Origin of the sequence: Microbacter margulisiae, from assembly GCF_014192515.1 — a bacterium.
In the GTDB taxonomy this organism is placed as follows: domain Bacteria; phylum Bacteroidota; class Bacteroidia; order Bacteroidales; family Paludibacteraceae; genus Microbacter; species Microbacter margulisiae.
The window spans coordinates 1,943,933-1,960,894 of record NZ_JACHYB010000001.1; the positions used below are offsets into that span (position 1 = coordinate 1,943,933).

Consider the following 16,962-nt stretch of genomic DNA (forward strand, 5'->3'; position numbering starts at 1 on the left):
CGTGCTCAAATTGTACATAAAGCCTGATGGCAGGCATCAACCACCTGCAAAACAATACACAACTCATTGGTATACAATTCAGGAAAACGCTAAAAGCCAACTATTCCCACATGAAAATTCGCATCATCAACACATCGAAACATTCGCTTCCCAAGTATTCAACCGCCTACTCTGCCGGTGTTGACCTGAGGGCTAATCTGGCCGAGACAGGCCCTGTGACCATGCTTCCTTTTGAACGCAAACTGATTCCAACAGGTCTGTTTATCGAATTACCTGAGGGGTATGAAGCCCAAATTCGTCCCCGCAGTGGTTTGGCTATCAAACACGGCATTACGGTACTCAATTCTCCTGGTACAATCGATGCCGATTATCGCGGTGAGATCCAGGTTATCCTGATCAACCTTTCGCATGAGACATTCACCATTGCCGACGGGGAAAGGATCTGCCAGATGGTAATCGCCCAACACCAGCAAGCAGAATGGGTGGAAGTAGACATCTTATCGGAAACCGAACGCGGAGACGGAGGCTTCGGTCATACCGGACGTTAAGATACAACAGCCTATTACAGAAATATTCGGACAGTGAAATCAATTTTCAACAGTCTATCAGCGGATAAAGGCCCGTGGTTTAACGATAACATCTTTCTGCTGATCCTCGGCAGGTTTTTGAGAAGTATTGCTCAGGCATCATTAACGATCATGCTTCCCATATACCTGTCGAAGCTTGGCTTCTCAGGCGTTCAGATAGGATTTGCCCTAACATTGTCCGTCATTGTCGGATTGTTTTTTTCCCTATTCGTAGGCTTCTACTCCGATCTGTATGGCAAAAAAATCGTCATACTTCTGCTGACCATAACGAACATCATCAGCCTGACCGGATTTTTAGTCACCACAAGCTATGTACCGCTTCTGTTTTTCGTAGCCATCGGAACCATACGGGGCGGTGGCGGTGGTGGAGCCATAGGGTCTGCACAACAAGCATTGGTGGCTGAAAACACCACAGCCCAAAACCGCAATGAGATCTTTGGCCGGCTATCTTTTTTCGGTGCAAGCGGCAGCACCATTGGTTACGGACTAACCATTGCCCTACCCTTCCTTGCCGGCCTGTATAAAAGCGACTGGCGCCAGGGATACTTCCTGTTGATTTATGTAGCGCTGCTGTTATACATTACCACTTTCGTCATCACTCTGTTTATCAAAGAAGACAAACAGCGCAACAAACGGAAGAGCGCTTTCTCACTTTCGTGGAAATTGCTTGGAAAATTCTCACTGACAAATGCGCTGAACGGTCTCGGAGCCGGGTTCTTCAACGGGCCCGTATTGGTTTACTGGTTTTTTATCCGCTATGGCGTTGAAGCCAATATGATCAGCATTATTTATGTACTTGCCAACGTGGCACGCGCCATCGCTTCTATTTACGCATCACGCATTGCCAAAACTTTCGGTACGGTGAAAACCATAGTCGGCTCCAGGGTATTTGGAGCGACTATGCTTGCTTTAATGGCTTTCATGCCGACATTCTTCTTTGCAGGCCTTTGCTACCTGCTGCGCATGATGGTGGTCTCCGTTGGGATTCCCCTACGACAATCCTTTGTCATGGGACAAAGCAAAGAAGAAGAACGCGCCTCCATGGCGGCATTAAGCAACCTGCCACAGCAAGTCACATCATCCATTGGTCCCACGGTAAGCGGATATTTTATTGATTACTCCTTAACCGAAGCGCCGATTTTCCTCGCTGCCATCTTTCAATTTGCGAATGCAGTGCTCTACTGGCACTTCTTCAAAAAATCAGGATAAAGACGGAAGAACTTTAATAAGTTCAGAAGTCAGAGCAGAAAAAGCCTCAAATATAATGCTGCTGTATTTCTTCGATCAAACCGATATGCGTTGGCTGCCAGTTCAACTTTTCTTTTGTTATACGACAGGTAGCAGGTGTATCCCATTCCACAAAAGCACTCATCCAATCAAAATACTGTACTGTTTCTTCTTTTGATATGGATTTAACAGGCAGATTTAACCCCTTGCCGATCACTTCAGCGATTTCCCGGAAAGGAATGGCTTCATCGCCGAGCGCATGGTATCGTGCACCTTTTTCTGCTTTTTCCAATGCCAGGCAAAACAAGTGTGCTGCGTCCAAACGATGCACAGCCGACCAACGATTGCTACCGTCTCCTACATAAGCGGAAACTCCGTTTTTATGCGCCAGGCTGACAATGAAAGGAATAAAACCTTTGGGTTGCTTATCGTGTACACTTCGGGGCAAACGAACCACAGAAGCGTTGACGTCAGCTTCAGCCAACGCCAGTGCTGCTGATTCGGAAGCACGTGGAGATACCGGCGCTATATCCATTTCCGTTAAATATCCGTTATTTTTAGGAGGAATGCCTGACGCAACTATAATAGGCTTATTGGTACCTTTCAGAACTTCTCCCATGGCCTCAATGGCAGTTTTATCGGTCTCCCCCGCTTTTTGATACTGCGTAAAATCATGGATATAAGCAGTATGAATAACACCATCTGCCTGTAATGCACCATTTCTCAGACTATCCAAATCCTCAAGATTTCCTTTAATCACTTTTGCACCGACCTCTTCGATCAACTTTGCTGCTGCTTCTGAGCGGGCAAGGCCAAGCACTTCATGCCCTGATGCTATTAATTCGTTTACTATGGCGGAACCAATATAACCGGAGGCTCCTGTTACAAATACTTTCATACGTTGTTTGTTTTTATTTTTACACTTAGAGACACATACGGAACTCACCGCAATAACCATCCATCTGAACATGAGTTATTTTATGGTTCGTCTCATATGATTCATCCGTTATTATTTTTGGACAAAGTTATCACACCGGATAGCCTGTAACAAGGACAAATGACACAATTTTGCCAATCCAACTATATTTGATACTTTTATTGCCATTAATGTATGTAATTATGGCCGAAACATTTGAACAGTATATCCTACGTGTGATGCCCGGAATAACAAAGGAGCAAACCGGCTTGTTATTATCGAAATGTATAGTGCGAAAGCTGCATAAAAAAGAGATCTTACTAAAGGAAGGAGACATCAGTCATTATAAGATTTTTGTAATGAAAGGGTTGCTTCGTAATTATAACATTGCTGAGAATGGCAATGAAATAATTGTACGTTTCACCGATGAAGGCGAGTGGACGACAGATCCTGAAAGCTATTTTAGCGGACTACCTTCAAAGTATAATATTGATGCCACTGAGCCGACGGAAGTCGTCCTCATACATCAGGAAGACCTACTGACCCTGAAACAACAGATTCCGCCTTTTGCACTATTCATGGTAAAGATGATGACCGACAATGCCAACCTGATTCAGAAACGGGTATTGATGAGTATTAGCGGGAGTGCAGAAGAAAAATACCTTGATTTTATACAAACCTATCCGAGCATCTTCAAACGAGTTCCATTGCATATGATCGCCTCTTACCTCGGACTTTCGAGAGAGACATTAACCCGAGTAAGGCAAGGGTTGGCAAACAAATAGCATTGCATTAAACCCATCCTGACTCTTTTAAAACGTATTTTACTTTTGAAGATCCTGATTAATTTAGGTGATCACGATTCACAGAGAGCTGATCCCCCGTTTCTGAACATATAACTTCTTTCCTTTTACCGGTCAATCATTTTTGCATTGGCAGCGGCATATCGTTCACCTTGTAACTTGATTTTAGAGGCTGCATCCTCTATATTTTTCAAATCTTCGGAAGTTAACTCTACCGACACAGCACTGATATTTTCATTGAGGCGCTTCGGTTTTGTTGTTCCCGGAATGGGCACAATCCAAGGTTTTTGAGCCAGAATCCACGCAAGCGCTATTTGTGCCGGAGTGGCTTGTTTTTCTGTTGCTATCTTTGTCACCAGTTCGACTAAGGCCATGTTTGCCTGACGGTTTTCGGGTGAAAAACGGGGAACTGTATTCCGAAAATCATTCGCCGCAAAGGTTGTTTCAGTGGTAATCTTCCCGGTTAGAAAGCCTTTTCCCAGAGGACTGAAAGGAACAAATCCAATGCCCAACTCTTCAAGCACCGACATGATTTCCTCTTCCGGTTCGCGCCAGAACAGTGAATATTCACTTTGCAAAGCGGTCACCGGTTGTACGGCATGAGCTCGACGGATTGTTTTAACTCCTGCCTCCGACAGACCGAAGTATTTTACCTTTCCTTCTTTTATCAGGTCGCCAACAGTACCGGCCACATCTTCTACCGGAACATTCGGATCGACACGGTGTTGATAAAGCAGATCAATGGTATCTACCCGTAAACGCTTCAACGAAGCTTCCACTACTTCCCGTATATGTCCGGGCCGACTGTTTAAACCTCCGGCAATACCACCGACATCAAACCCAAACTTTGTGGCAATCACAACCTTGTTTTTGAAAGGTTCGAGGGCTTCTCCCACCAGTTCTTCATTGACATAAGGTCCATACACTTCGGCTGTATCAAAGAAAGTGACGCCACGCTCCACCGCTTGGCGAATCAGGTTGATCATCTTTTTTTTATCGGCTACTATGCCATAACCGAAACTCATGCCCATGCAACCTAATCCTAAAGCAGAGACTTCCGGCCCATTTTTCCCTAATTTTCTTGCTTGCATACTTCTATCTATTTTACCGTTATTCTTCTAATTTTCTGTTTCCCATCCATTTTACCATTTCCGGATCACGATGGTCGAAGAAGCTGCTGGTTCGGGTATCCAATCCAGCTATTACCTCCATATCCCGGACGCTCAGTTCGAAGTCAAAAATATTGAAGTTCTCCGCGATTCGTTCTTTCCGCACCGATTTTGGAATTACCACAACTCCGCGCTGGATCAACCATCTTAACACCACCTGAGCAATAGATTTACCATATTTGTTCCCGATAACATAAAGCTGTTCATTCGTAAACAACTCATTGCGACCTTCGGCAAAGGGGCCCCACGATTCAATCTGCACGTGATTTTCCTGTAAGAATTTCTGCGTCCCAGTTTGTTGGTTAAACGGATGTGTTTCAATCTGGTTGACTGCCGGTATCACTTCATTGAAAACAATCATATCCATCACCCTGTCGGGCTGAAAATTGCTGATGCCAATTGCGCGGATTTTCCCTTCCCTGTACAGTTCTTCCATAGCATGCCATGCACCATGTACGTCGCCATAAGGCTGATGAATCAGATATAAATCGAGATAGTCCAGTTGCAGGCGTTGCAATGATTTGTCAAAAGCCGTTTTTGTCTTTTCATAACCGGTATCGGACACCCAAAGTTTAGTAGTAATGAATAGTTCCTTACGTGGCACTCCGCTCTGCTTAATTGCCCGTCCAACAGCTTCTTCGTTACGGTATGCAGCAGCAGTATCAATTAACCGGTAACCTGTTGCTATGGCATCTAAAACGCTTTTTTCGCATTCTTCCAGATTGGTTATTTGGTAAACACCAAATCCGAGGATCGGCATTTCTATTCCATTGTTTAGTATTACGTTTTGCATCATTGTTATGTTTTATGGTTACAACGAAGCCCCCATCCGGTAGGCTTCCTCCATTACGGTTTTTCCTTTCACTTCTCCTTTTTGCCATACTCCGGTGCCATAAATCACACCTTTTTCTATAGCTCCATCCAGACAATCGGTAAATCCCCGAAACGATTCCAAAGTCCTTTCCAGGGAATTCTTATTGCCATCGGCTGCCGTCATGATAAAGCAAAATTCTTTTCCATTGATCTCCGTATAACGGGCACAGCAACGATCGATGAGGGTTTTCATCTGTGCATTCAAGGTGTAAAAATAGACTGGAGTCGCCATCACGATTACATTAGCGTCAATCATTTTTTCGAGCACTTCAGCCATGTCGTCCTTCTGCGAGCAAAGCCTTTTGTTGAAGCAATTCCCACATCCGGTACAATAGTTAATCTTCTTATCCCTGATATAAATCTTTTCCGTCTGATGTCCGACCGATTGAGCTCCTTCCATCAGGCGATCGCACAACAGATCGGAATTGCCTCCTTTACGCGGACTGCCTGAGATAACCAATATGTTCTTTTTCATTTCCGGTTCAAAAGATTATTGTACTCTTCATCGCTAACCGGTTCGTGCCAGGTTACCCGGTTTTGACTGGCTTTAGGGGTAATGCCTACATGCACAAATTCGCTGGTAGCTGTTGCTCCGTGCCAATGCAACACATTGGGTTTAATTTCTACCACATCACCGGCTTTCAGTCGTTGTGCAGGCTTTCCTTTCTCCTGATAATAGCCTTCTCCCGATGTACATAAAAGCAGTTGTCCTTCGGAATGTTCGTGCCAGTAGTTACGGCAGCCCGGTGCAAAGGTTACGTTATAACTCACCAGATCATATGTTGCTACGTCTGTGATCAGCATTTCTACCCAAGCATCGCCGGAGAAATAAGCAGGGGCTTTTTGCCCTCTTGGGAACAGATTATTTGTAGTCATTGCCGTACATTATTTTGCATTTTCTAATACCGTCGTTATCATTTCTCTGGTGTAAATGGACTCTGCGCCCCGCATAGCGGCTACAGGCAATAACTTTTCAACTAACATGGGGATATCTTTCTCCGAAATATTTCCCTCTTTCAGGGTAACGGGAGCACCAATCTTAACATACCACGCCTTCAATGCTTCGATTCCGGTATCAGCTCCTTCCACATGAAAAATGTTCCGGGCAAATTGTTCGAAACGTTCGGGTAAGTTATTCTTTTGCCATTTCATCCAGGCGGGCATGATGATCGACAGGCCAGCACCATGTGCGATGTTATATTCAGCCGAAAGGGTATGTTCGATAAAGTGCGTATCGAAACGATTCCCGGCAACGCCACAGAAAGTTGTAAAGTTCAAAGCCTGGGTAGCTGCCCATGCAAACTCGGCACGTGCTTCGTAGTGGGTTGCATCAGTCAGCAGAATTTCTGTAGTACGCATCACCGTCTTCAGGATATTTTCGACATGTCCGGCGATGAATCCGGGCAGATAGGTAGCCGTTAAATACATGTCCAGACTGTGTGCAAAAATATCGGAGGCTGAATAAGCCAGGTATTCTTTGTTTACAGAAGCCTGCAACCCGGGATTGATGACCGAAACAGTCGGGAAAGTTGCAGTTCCTGCAAGGCTGAATTTTTCTTTGGTCTTGTCATTGGTAACTACCGCAAAGTTGTTCATCTCACTGCCGGTAGCAGCTAATGTCATGATGTCGAAGATCTTTAATGCCTGATTCGGGAAGGCTTTATACGTAAAGAAATCCCAGACATCGCCTTCGTAAACAGCGCCTGCCGCAATGGCTTTTGAAGAATCGAGCACCGAACCACCACCGACAGCCAACACAGCGTCCACGCCTTTCGATTTGGCCATTGCAATTCCTTCGTAAACCTTGCTTAGCAGTGGATTGCTATGCACTCCGCCCAACGCTTCGTAACTGATCCCATTTCCGGTCAATGACTGAGCAACTTTGTCGAATAAGCCATTTTGCTTAATGCGGTCAGAACCGTAAACGATTAATACTTTTGATACACCATACTCAGAAATGTAATTTCCGATTTTTTCTTCTTTTCCTTTCCCGAATTCAATACGGGTTGGATTGTAATAAATAAAGTCAAACATAAGTCAATATGTTATTTGAATGATAAATAAATTTCTTTCATTATTTCCGACACTGCAAAACTACTTCGGAAAACTCACCTTTCATTTATATGCATTACGGTTATTCATACCATTTTTACAGATAAAGATCCAGTGTATAGATGTTATTGAGGGATGCGCTTTATCTTTGTATCAAATTAAATCCCAATCACAATGGATGAATTGATAAGAATAGAAAGTATTTCACAATACAACACTGCAATGAGACTGGAAACGCTTCACCCACTGGTAACAGTTATCGACTTCTCGAAGGCACAACAGATACAACAGATGCGTCGTTACATGGGGCTGTACACTATGTTTCTGAAGGATGTAAAGTGCGGGGATATCAAATATGGCCGGAACTATTACGACTATCAGGAAGGTACATTAGTCTTTATCGCTCCCGGACAGGTAATTGAGGTGGAAAACAGTGGAGAATACATTCAACCGAAAGGATGGGCTTTACTGTTTCATCCCGATTTGATTCATGGCACATCCCTTGGACAACATATCAAGGAGTACACTTTCTTTTCGTATGAAGTCTATGAGGCGCTTCACCTTTCAGAGCAGGAACGTCAGATTGTGCTCGACTGTCTGCATAAGATCGATTTTGAGCTACAGCATGCTATCGACAAGCATAGCAAAACATTGATTGTCACCAATATCGAACTACTGCTGAATTATTGTGTCCGCTTCTATGATCGTCAATTTATTACCCGCAGCAATGTCAATAAAGATATTCTGATCCGTTTTGAAAAGCTGCTGGATCATTATTTTCAATCCGAAACACCTCTGTTATTAGGTCTTCCAACAGTAAGTTATTGCGCTGACAAACTCAATCTTTCTGCCAACTATCTGGGTGATCTGATCAAAAAAGAGACCGGAAAATCCCCACAGGAACATATCCAACTTAAACTAATCGACGTGGCGAAAGAAAAGATTTTCGATACCAGTCGCTCCGTAAGCGAAGTAGCCTACGAGTTGGGATTTAAGTATCCACAACATTTCACCCGGATGTTCAAAAAAAGCACAGGTTATTCACCCCATGAATTTCGCAATCTTGGTTAGAAGCTTAGAAAAGTTAGCTTTCTAACGATTGAAGAAATGAATAAACAACAAGAGCCTATAATCAGCAATAGGTCTAAAGTTAATCGGTTGTAGAAATGGTGAATTAACTTCCTTCTGTTTTATCAGTGATTCAGTAATTTGATTCTCCAACCCCCGGTGCTACGCGATACAATCGCGCGGCAACCAGGGAATTTGCTGGAACGAAAAAATTATATCTTATCCTTATCTCACGGCATATAAAAACATCAGCTCTGCTTCTCGGCTTTGTTGGCAAAGTTTATGGCAGAAAAAATACTGATGGCTATCATGCCGGCAAAGAAAATAAGCAATAACAGATTGAAGTCGGAAGATACTTTACTTGCCTTGAAAAGCAGAAATCCAATTAAAAGGTTGGCAAAAGCCCATAAAGTATTGGTCAGGGGAGAAGAAAGCCCTTTTCCCGGAGGTTTTGCAAAAGGAGTGGGAAAGTAGTTACCCGATAGTCCTTGCACTAAGTGAGGAATGGCATTCATAAAAAAGCTTCCGGCAAAAAATGCCGCCAGGTAATTATTCCAATGAATTATTTCCATGTTGTATTGAGTTATAATTTGTTTCTTCTAAGAAAATAGCCGAATAGAATAGTTATGATAACCGCACAAATGCCCTGAAAGAGGATGGCATTAGCAACACCCGTAAGTTCCGACACTGCTCCGATCAGTAATCCTCCAACCGGTTGAAGTCCGAAGAAAGCCATCATAAAAAAGCTCAGTGTACGGCCAAGCATTTCACCCGACGCTTCAAGCTGAATAATGGTTTGGCTGACGGTTGTTTGAAACATCATGGCAAAACCGGCAATTGCAAGGAAAAACAACGCAACAGGCAAAAGGGTGAGATGCGAGAAGGCTATCAATGCAATGCCCAATATTAGCAGGCTGGCAAACAAAATTTTCATCATAAGCTTACTGCTCTTCAATGAAGCCAGAGCGATCGCTCCAGTCAACGAACCTGTTCCAATCATGCTGTTCAGGTAACCATAAGTAGCAGCATTCCCCCTGAACACTACTTTGGCAAACGCAGGAAGAAGGGTGTAAAAAGGTAATACCAACAGGCTCACGCAGGCGAGCAATAAAATTGTAGTTCTCAGCGAAGGAGTATTTATGACATACCTGAACCCTTCTTTTATTTCAACAAAAGCATTGCGGGAACGGGGTTGTGGGATATAGGGGCTTACTTTTATGAATGCCAGTGCAGTGATCACCGCCAAATAGCTTAAAGCATTAATCAAAAAACAAATGCCTGCCCCGAATTTATCCAATACAATACCAGAAACGGCAGGGCCAATCAGCCAGGCAAGCTTCCCCATGGAAGAATTTAGCGCGATAGCATTTGCCAGATTTTCTTTATTATCAATGATTTCATTCACCAATGACTGCCTGGCAGGTAAATCGAATGCATTAATGATGCCCTGCACAATGCTAAGGATAAAAATACCCCAAACCGTATAATGGGTAAACAACACCATGGATGCAAGCAGTCCGGCTTGCACTAGTAAGGCAGCCTGAGTGAGTAATGTCAAACGGTACCGATTATACCGGTCGATTGCAATGCCACCTAATGGTGAAAACAAAAAGGAAGGAAATTGTGTAGCAAACACTACCAATCCCAACATAAAGTTTGAATTCGTCTGATCAAAGACAACCCAATAAACAGCTGTCCGCTGCATCCATGTTCCGATTAACGAAATGGATTGCCCTGTAAAATATAACCTGTAATTAGGATTACGGAATGCCCGAAATGTACCAATATTCATACAGTCCTATCCTACAAGTCTTGCCAGGATGTCAGAAGCCTGATCCAATACACGTTTTTCTTCTTCCGTACATTTTTTAGCGATAGCCTTTGTCAACCACTCACTGGTTTTGGTTCTTTTTAATTCAATAAATTCGTGTCCTTTAGTGGTTTCTGAAATAAAGACCTTCCTTTTGTCCGTTTCTGAAGGTATTTTCTCTATCAATCCAAGCTCCAGAAGTTTATTGATAATTTGTGACATAGCCTGCCCCGTCACCTGTTCTGTTCGGGCCAGTTCAGAAGGAGTGATCCGGAAGCTCCTGCTAATTAAAGACAACGAAGAACGCTCTGTCAACGAAAGCTGTTCATCGTGTTTTATTTCCCGTTTCATAACCTTTAAAAGGCGTGAAACGGACTCACGTAGTTTTGTTGCCAATTCAGCATCATTTATTTCAGCCATTGCAGATGATTATAAAGTGTATTAGTAAAATAACTTTGCAAAGTTACTTTACTATTTTCTATTATCAAAATCCTTTCATCTATTTTTCACCACTACATTCCGGAATCCTGCAAATTCTGATCCTTATTACATTGATAATCAAAACACATCCCTTCTTCTACACTAAAACAATAGGTATAGTGTTGTCTGCGGGGGCTACATGATTATTAAAAAAGACTTATATTACCTTCCATCATCAAAAAACGAGACAAAAGGGGCTTTCGTATGTTATTTTTGTGTTATATTTTTTGTGCAAACAGAATATGCGTTTAAACTAAAACTCTAAATTTCAAATTAATATGAAACGTACATGTGGAATTATTTGTATTCATGAGTGTGAATAACAAAGGCATGCAGGTTTTATTACAAATAAAATGATTAGCGTATGAAAATTCAAAAAGTAAAAGCGATTGAAATTCTCGATTCGAGAGGAAACCCCACAGTGGAAGTTGAAATCATGTTGGAAGATGGGACGCGCGCGCGCGCAATGGTACCAAGCGGAGCCTCCACCGGCGAACGTGAAGCTTTCGAGCTTCGGGATGGCGACAAAAAAAGATATGGCGGCAAAGGCGTGTTGCAGGCCGTGGAAAATGTCAATAAAATCATTGCCAAAGAACTGGAAGGGAAGTGCATCCGTAGCCAACGCGAATTGGATTATTTAATGATCGGGCTGGACGGTACGCCAAACAAAGCAAAACTGGGAGCCAATGCCATTTTAGGTGTTTCAATGGCTTATGCCCGGGCAAAAGCAACCAGTGAAAAGCTTCCATTGTATCGCTATTTAGGCGGAGTCAACTCGTTTGTTTTGCCTGTTCCCTGTATGAACATCATCAACGGCGGGAAACATGCCGACAACAATGTGGATTTTCAGGAATTTATGATTGCACCTCACAACGCATCTTCCTTTGCAGAATCGATCCGCATGGGAATTGAAGTATTCCACTCGCTAAAGTCAGTATTAAAAGCCAAAGGTTACAGCACCGGCGTGGGCGACGAAGGAGGCTTTGCTCCCGATCTGAAGTCAAACGAAGAAGCCGTTGAAGTGATCCTCGAAGCCATTCACAAAGCCGGTTACAAGCCGGGCGACGACGTAAGCTTATGCCTCGACCCGGCATCAAGCGAAATGTGGGAAGACGGGAAGTATAAAATGTTCAAAAGCTCAGGAAAACTCCTCAGCAGCGATGAGATGATCAAATTATGGGAAAGCTGGGCAACTCAATATCCAATTGTGTCGCTGGAAGATGGATTGGCAGAAAATGACTGGACAGGCTGGGCAAGCTTAACCCAGACACTTGGTCAGAAAATCGAGTTGGTGGGAGATGATATCTTCTGCACCAATAAAGCCATTTTGCAAAAAGGGATTGAACAACAGGTGGGGAACTCCATCCTGATCAAGCTGAACCAGATAGGGTCTGTTTCGGAAACGCTTGAAACAATAGAACTGGCTTTCAGAAACGGATACAATTGTTTTGTATCTCACCGGAGCGGAGAAACAGTCGACAGCTTTATCGCCGATCTGACAGTAGCCGTCAATGCCGGACATTTGAAAACCGGAAGCGGATGCCGCGGAGAAAGAATTGAAAAGTTTAACCAGTTGATGCGTATTGAACAGGAACTGGGTAGCATGGCACGCTTTGCCGGCAAGAAAACATTTAAAAATGCATAGCAACAGAAAAGGACAATGACCACACACAAGCCAGCGTGGATATTTATTGTGCTTATCGGTATTGTCAGCCTGTTTGCCGATATGACTTATGAAGGGGCTCGGAGTATTACCGGCCCTTTTTTAGCAACCTTGGGAGCAAGCGCAACAGCCGTTGGCATCATTGCCGGCTTTGGTGAATTGATTGGAAACGCATTACGGTTGCTCTCGGGATGGATATCGGATAAAACACATCAATACTGGACGATTACTTTTGTTGGTTATTTCGTCAACCTGTTGGCCGTGCCAATGTTGGCATTAGCCGGAAGTTGGGAGATGGCTGCTTTGCTAATGATTCTGGAACGTACAGGAAAAGCGATTCGGAAGCCTGCGCGTGATGCAATTCTTTCGAATGTCACGTCAACGGTGGGTCATGGGAAAGGGTTCGGCGTTCACGAAGCGCTCGATCAGATCGGAGCTGTCATGGGACCACTCATTATCAGTGTTCCTATTACTTCTCCCACCGCTACACCACATCTTTTGCCATACTGTTTATTCCCGCATTGATTGCCATTACCGTTTTGGTTGTGGCCCGCATCAAATATCCGGTAACGCAACAACAGGAAGTTGACAAGGCTTCGTTGCATAAAATGAATTCAAAGCAATTCTTCTGGTTGTATGTTATTGCTTTGTCGCTCATTGGCGCCGGCTTTGCAGATTATTCCCTCATTGCATTCCACTTTGACAAAAGCGGACAAATAGCGGTTCAATGGATTCCGGTCATGTATGCTATTGCCATGGGATCGGACGCAATCTCAGCTTTGGTGCTCGGACACCTGTTTGACAAATTCGGAATCAAAACACTCATTGGCAGCACTGTGATAGCTGCTTTCTTTGCTCCACTAGTCTTTTGGGGGAATAACACAACCGCCCTCATCGGGATGATACTGTGGGGCATCGGCATGGGAGCAATGGAATCAATTGTGAATGCTGTCCTGGCATCTATTTTCCCGGCAGGCAAAAGAGCGACCGGATTTGGATTGTTCAATGCTATTTTTGGGATGACCTGGTTTGCCGGAAGCGCTCTTATGGGATGGTTATACGATCATTCCATCACATCCGTTGTTTTGTTTTCGCTGATCATACAACTCCTTTCACTTCCTTTTTTCATTAAACTGAGCAAAATGAAATTGGCAAGATGAGAAGCTGAATAATCCAAACCACAGGAAAAAATAAAAAAAGCTACAGAAAGCCGGAAAGTTAAGGAAGAAACTACCAAATTGGTAGAGCATGGTTAATCACGCCTTCACTTGAGGTGAAAGTTTTACATGGTTGCGAGAACTTATAAATCATTCTATCATGCAGGATTATACAATACTACTAACGGAAATCAAACGGATTAACGTACTCACCGGAGCACCTGACCTGACACGTCCTTTGGAAGCATTGCTCAACGACAAACGAAGAAAGATTAACGTAGCCGTATTAGGCCAGTTCAAAACCGGCAAAAGCTCTCTAATTAATAGTCTCCTGCAAAATGATATATTGCCTGTGGGCGTTGTGCCTCTCACTGCCATCGTAACGCAGATTCTTTACGATCACGAGCCATCCGTGCATATCCAATTTATCGATGGCACCGAACTGAACACAACTCTGGATCATCTGGCTACATACGTTACAGAAAAACATAACCCAAACAATGAACGAAAAGTAGCACAAGCCGAAGTCTTTCATCCTGCGTTAGAACCGTTTTCTAATATTTCCTTTGTAGATACACCCGGCTTGGGAAGTTTTTACAAACATAATAGTGACACTACGCTGGAATGGTTGCCTTTCACAGGATTGGCCATTGCCGTTATCAGCGCCGAACGGCCTTTGTCGGAAGAAGACATCACTCTGCTAAAAGGAATTGCTACCTATTGTCCCGACCTGGTTATTGTAGTAACAAAAACAGACTTGTTTGGGTCAAAAGAATTGCAGGAGATACGGCAGTACATAAACGCCTCGGTAAGCAAATCCTTACAACGTGACATAGAAGTACTGGAATATTCCACCATTACGCAAACCGATCAACAGAGAAAATCAATCTTAGAACAAGTTATTACTCCCTTACACGATAAGATTGATCAAAAACGGGAGGAAATTATGCTTTTTAAATTCAAAGCAGCTATCCGACAAAGCATTGTCTATGCCGATCTGGCGCTACAGGCATCCTTGAAACGCCTTGCAGAAAAGAATCAGATAACGAAGACACTACAGGAAATGGAGCGTAACCACCATCATCACGAAAAAGAAATGATGCTTTCCACGTCATCATTCAAAGGTGAAATACGCGAAAAACTGGAAACAATCATCATTTCCTGCCTGCAGGAAATGGAACATAATTTGCAAATTACCTTTGAACACGATTTTCAATATTTCAGAGGCACACTGTTCAATGTCTCCAAACAATTTGAACAATGGCTGGCAAAAAACATCCGGAAGGAGTTATTGAAAATCGATGAATCGTACTATGACCAAATTAATCAACTCGTCATGGAGTATCTAGATTATTACCGATACACTGCTGTGCAATTCCGACAACAACTAGAGGAAAAACTGACAGAAAGTTTTGGAATTCATTTATCAGAAACATACTGGCAATGTGATTTTATGGGCGTTGAGAAACCTGATGTTTCCATCTACCGCGTCTTCGATTCCCATCTCGATTCATTGTTGTTCTTTTTGCCCATAAAAGGCTTTAGCCGTTTGTTTTACAATCATTTCAAAAAGCAGATACCATTAGAAGCCGAGAAAAACCTGCATCGCTATATTTCTTTTGTTACCACCAAGATATTTCAGTCCATCGACGCATTACATGCCCAGGCTGTTACCTATATCAAATCTGAGATGACTATTATTATCAATATCCTGACCCGCGAAACCGGGAACAACGAAGAACTGACAGAATCGCTCGGGAAGTTAAAAACCATGCAGGCAGACGTTGAAACAAATGCTATAAAGTAATTTTTTCGGTTGATTTATCTTACATCGCATGTTAATCGACACACAAACATTGTATGATCTGGAAATTCTTCACACTGAAGACGACGGCACTCCGGTCTTTCATCTAATCAATCAAACAAAAACGACGGGAGGAAGTTATCGCTTGCGTGACAAACTGATGCATCCTCCCGGATCTTATGAACTACTGATTGAGCAACAAGAGGCAATTCGTTATTTTAGCGAAAATCATGATCAATTTCATCTGCCTGCCAATGATATACAGATGAAAGCCATAGAAGAATATTTTACTTCCAATATTGAGGTAGTGGCCAATGATCATTGGATCACGAGTGTTCAGTTCTGCCTATCGGACATCGCGTCATTCCGGTTCCTGAAAAGCAGTCTGCCGGAAGTTATCCGCTTTGCAGCCATGTTGCAGCAAATGATACGGAAAGACACAAGTGAACTTCCTTTGATTTTGAAGCAAATAGAGCATCAGTTACAGTTGATAGAAGGGGATGCATCATTTCAGAGCATTAAAGACATCAACAGGGAGCAAGCCATATCGTTTCATCATTGCCTGAAAGCAGACAGGGCGCTCCGTACCGTATTAAAGGAACCCTTTATGGCGTTAATTGATGCATACTATGAATTGGATGCTTTGTTATCCATGGCCGTCACGACAGTCAGGTTGAAATTTCAGTTTCCGGAAATAATCAACACCGGGCAACCATTGTTTCAGGTTGAAGCGATGTACCATCCTCTGCTGAAAAATGCCATACCGGCTTGTGTAGATATGAACCAGGAGCGCAACTTCATTTTTCTCACCGGAGCCAACATGTCAGGCAAGACAACATTTCTGAAAACAATTGGATTATCTGTATATTTTGCCCATCTGGGCATGGGAGTTCCGGCAAAAAAAGCACGGATAGCTTATGTTGATAGATTAATCACCGGTATAACATTTACCGATAATATCGCGATCGGATACAGCTACTTCTTCAGCGAAGTAAAACGTATCAGGCAGCTCGCCGTCGCTTTACACAACGGAGAACGGGTATTCTCCATCTTCGATGAATTATTCAGGGGAACCAATATAAAAGATGCAGTTGAGGCTTCAACTACCATCATGCAACAACTATTGCCGTGGAAAGACGATCTGTTTATTATTTCGTCACACCTAACCGAAATTAGTCCGAAAATAATGCCCTTCTCCAACGTTCAATTCCTCTGTTTTGAATCATTTATCAAAGACGGAAAACCTTCATTCACTTATACTTTACAGGAAGGGGTAAGCACTATGCGACTAGGAATGAAGATCATAGAAAATGAAGGCATCAATCAATTACTTGTAAGGAAAATGCCATAGGC

At 43.2% G+C, this 16,962-nt stretch carries 18 protein-coding genes; 9 read left to right on the top strand and 9 right to left on the bottom strand.

What is annotated here, in order from left to right; genetic code table 11:
• Positions 1-110: 110 nt before the first annotated feature.
• On the top strand, positions 111-548 hold the full coding sequence (gene dut / locus FHX64_RS07905; RefSeq protein WP_183413567.1) for a dUTP diphosphatase: 438 nt from the start codon (positions 111-113) through the stop codon (positions 546-548).
• Positions 549-581: 33 nt separating this feature from the next.
• Positions 582-1,796 carry an MFS transporter gene (locus FHX64_RS07910; protein ID WP_183413227.1) on the top strand — a complete coding sequence of 405 codons (1,215 nt, stop codon included), beginning with the start codon at positions 582-584 and terminating at the stop codon, positions 1,794-1,796.
• Positions 1,797-1,842: 46 nt separating this feature from the next.
• Here FHX64_RS07910 and FHX64_RS07915 read toward each other — a convergent pair whose 3' ends face one another.
• Complete coding sequence (locus FHX64_RS07915) at positions 1,843-2,712, bottom strand: SDR family oxidoreductase (protein ID WP_183413229.1); 870 nt, start codon at positions 2,710-2,712, stop codon at positions 1,843-1,845.
• A 221-nt stretch (positions 2,713-2,933) separates the two neighbouring features.
• Here FHX64_RS07915 and FHX64_RS07920 point away from each other — a divergent pair, with 221 nt between their 5' ends.
• Positions 2,934-3,515 (top strand): Crp/Fnr family transcriptional regulator, encoded by a 582-nt coding sequence (locus tag FHX64_RS07920; protein ID WP_183413231.1) that lies wholly within the window; start codon positions 2,934-2,936, stop codon positions 3,513-3,515.
• A 125-nt stretch (positions 3,516-3,640) separates the two neighbouring features.
• Here FHX64_RS07920 and FHX64_RS07925 read toward each other — a convergent pair whose 3' ends face one another.
• Genes FHX64_RS07925 through FHX64_RS07945 form a run of 5 tightly spaced genes read right to left on the bottom strand, consistent with a single transcriptional unit; the run spans position 3,641 to position 7,609 of the window.
• The gene (locus FHX64_RS07925; protein ID WP_183413233.1) at positions 3,641-4,624 is read right to left on the bottom strand and encodes an aldo/keto reductase; all 984 of its coding nucleotides are present in this window, start codon (positions 4,622-4,624) and stop codon (positions 3,641-3,643) included.
• A 19-nt stretch (positions 4,625-4,643) separates the two neighbouring features.
• Positions 4,644-5,495, bottom strand: a complete 852-nt coding sequence (locus tag FHX64_RS07930; protein ID WP_183413568.1) for an aldo/keto reductase — start codon at positions 5,493-5,495, stop codon at positions 4,644-4,646.
• Positions 5,496-5,513: 18 nt separating this feature from the next.
• Positions 5,514-6,050: a flavodoxin family protein gene (locus FHX64_RS07935; protein WP_183413235.1), complete on the bottom strand. Its 537-nt coding sequence runs from the start codon at positions 6,048-6,050 to the stop codon at positions 5,514-5,516.
• Positions 6,047-6,451, bottom strand: coding sequence for a cupin domain-containing protein (locus tag FHX64_RS07940; RefSeq protein ID WP_183413236.1), 405 nt, complete (start codon positions 6,449-6,451; stop codon positions 6,047-6,049). Before FHX64_RS07940 ends, FHX64_RS07935 begins: the two co-directional genes overlap by 4 nt.
• Before the next feature lie 9 nt (positions 6,452-6,460).
• A complete protein-coding gene (locus FHX64_RS07945; RefSeq protein ID WP_183413238.1) occupies positions 6,461-7,609 on the bottom strand; it encodes an iron-containing alcohol dehydrogenase in 1,149 nt (382 codons plus the stop codon).
• 192 nt (positions 7,610-7,801) lie between these two features.
• Here FHX64_RS07945 and FHX64_RS07950 point away from each other — a divergent pair, with 192 nt between their 5' ends.
• Positions 7,802-8,698, top strand: coding sequence for a helix-turn-helix domain-containing protein (locus FHX64_RS07950; protein ID WP_183413240.1), 897 nt, complete (start codon positions 7,802-7,804; stop codon positions 8,696-8,698).
• A gap of 245 nt (positions 8,699-8,943) precedes the next feature.
• Here FHX64_RS07950 and FHX64_RS07955 read toward each other — a convergent pair whose 3' ends face one another.
• Genes FHX64_RS07955 through FHX64_RS07965 form a run of 3 tightly spaced genes read right to left on the bottom strand, consistent with a single transcriptional unit; the run spans position 8,944 to position 10,925 of the window.
• Positions 8,944-9,267, bottom strand: a complete 324-nt coding sequence (locus FHX64_RS07955; protein ID WP_221202164.1) for a hypothetical protein — start codon at positions 9,265-9,267, stop codon at positions 8,944-8,946.
• 11 nt (positions 9,268-9,278) lie between these two features.
• Complete coding sequence (locus FHX64_RS07960) at positions 9,279-10,487, bottom strand: MFS transporter (RefSeq protein ID WP_183413241.1); 1,209 nt, start codon at positions 10,485-10,487, stop codon at positions 9,279-9,281.
• A gap of 6 nt (positions 10,488-10,493) precedes the next feature.
• Positions 10,494-10,925 (bottom strand): MarR family winged helix-turn-helix transcriptional regulator, encoded by a 432-nt coding sequence (locus FHX64_RS07965; protein ID WP_183413243.1) that lies wholly within the window; start codon positions 10,923-10,925, stop codon positions 10,494-10,496.
• 424 nt (positions 10,926-11,349) lie between these two features.
• On the opposite strand from FHX64_RS07965, the gene eno reads away from it, so the two are divergent.
• From eno to FHX64_RS07985, 5 genes are all read left to right on the top strand, one after another.
• The gene (eno, locus tag FHX64_RS07970) at positions 11,350-12,630 is read left to right on the top strand and encodes a phosphopyruvate hydratase (RefSeq protein WP_183413245.1); all 1,281 of its coding nucleotides are present in this window, start codon (positions 11,350-11,352) and stop codon (positions 12,628-12,630) included.
• A 15-nt stretch (positions 12,631-12,645) separates the two neighbouring features.
• Positions 12,646-13,173: an MFS transporter gene (locus tag FHX64_RS14255; RefSeq protein WP_221202165.1), complete on the top strand. Its 528-nt coding sequence runs from the start codon at positions 12,646-12,648 to the stop codon at positions 13,171-13,173.
• Positions 13,174-13,193: 20 nt separating this feature from the next.
• A complete protein-coding gene (locus FHX64_RS14260) occupies positions 13,194-13,808 on the top strand; it encodes an MFS transporter (protein ID WP_221202166.1) in 615 nt (204 codons plus the stop codon).
• 157 nt (positions 13,809-13,965) lie between these two features.
• Positions 13,966-15,612, top strand: a complete 1,647-nt coding sequence (locus FHX64_RS07980) for a dynamin family protein (protein ID WP_183413247.1) — start codon at positions 13,966-13,968, stop codon at positions 15,610-15,612.
• A gap of 28 nt (positions 15,613-15,640) precedes the next feature.
• On the top strand, positions 15,641-16,960 hold the full coding sequence (locus FHX64_RS07985; protein WP_183413248.1) for a MutS-related protein: 1,320 nt from the start codon (positions 15,641-15,643) through the stop codon (positions 16,958-16,960).
• Positions 16,961-16,962 lie beyond the last annotated feature (2 nt).

What these genes read in the sequence shown, in the direction of transcription:
- dut (WP_183413567.1), top strand. Translation starts at nt 111, where the DNA reads ATGAAAATTCGCATCATCAACACATCGAAACATTCGCTTCCCAAGTAT.
- FHX64_RS07915 (WP_183413229.1), bottom strand. Translation starts at nt 2,712, where the DNA reads ATGAAAGTATTTGTAACAGGAGCCTCCGGTTATATTGGTTCCGCCATA.
- FHX64_RS07920 (WP_183413231.1), top strand. Translation starts at nt 2,934, where the DNA reads ATGGCCGAAACATTTGAACAGTATATCCTACGTGTGATGCCCGGAATA.
- FHX64_RS07925 (WP_183413233.1), bottom strand. Translation starts at nt 4,624, where the DNA reads ATGCAAGCAAGAAAATTAGGGAAAAATGGGCCGGAAGTCTCTGCTTTA.
- FHX64_RS07930 (WP_183413568.1), bottom strand. Translation starts at nt 5,495, where the DNA reads ATGCAAAACGTAATACTAAACAATGGAATAGAAATGCCGATCCTCGGA.
- FHX64_RS07935 (WP_183413235.1), bottom strand. Translation starts at nt 6,050, where the DNA reads ATGAAAAAGAACATATTGGTTATCTCAGGCAGTCCGCGTAAAGGAGGC.
- FHX64_RS07940 (WP_183413236.1), bottom strand. Translation starts at nt 6,451, where the DNA reads ATGACTACAAATAATCTGTTCCCAAGAGGGCAAAAAGCCCCTGCTTAT.
- FHX64_RS07945 (WP_183413238.1), bottom strand. Translation starts at nt 7,609, where the DNA reads ATGTTTGACTTTATTTATTACAATCCAACCCGTATTGAATTCGGGAAA.
- FHX64_RS07950 (WP_183413240.1), top strand. Translation starts at nt 7,802, where the DNA reads ATGGATGAATTGATAAGAATAGAAAGTATTTCACAATACAACACTGCA.
- FHX64_RS07955 (WP_221202164.1), bottom strand. Translation starts at nt 9,267, where the DNA reads ATGGAAATAATTCATTGGAATAATTACCTGGCGGCATTTTTTGCCGGA.
- FHX64_RS07960 (WP_183413241.1), bottom strand. Translation starts at nt 10,487, where the DNA reads ATGAATATTGGTACATTTCGGGCATTCCGTAATCCTAATTACAGGTTA.
- FHX64_RS07965 (WP_183413243.1), bottom strand. Translation starts at nt 10,925, where the DNA reads ATGGCTGAAATAAATGATGCTGAATTGGCAACAAAACTACGTGAGTCC.
- eno (WP_183413245.1), top strand. Translation starts at nt 11,350, where the DNA reads ATGAAAATTCAAAAAGTAAAAGCGATTGAAATTCTCGATTCGAGAGGA.
- FHX64_RS14255 (WP_221202165.1), top strand. Translation starts at nt 12,646, where the DNA reads ATGACCACACACAAGCCAGCGTGGATATTTATTGTGCTTATCGGTATT.
- FHX64_RS07980 (WP_183413247.1), top strand. Translation starts at nt 13,966, where the DNA reads ATGCAGGATTATACAATACTACTAACGGAAATCAAACGGATTAACGTA.
- FHX64_RS07985 (WP_183413248.1), top strand. Translation starts at nt 15,641, where the DNA reads ATGTTAATCGACACACAAACATTGTATGATCTGGAAATTCTTCACACT.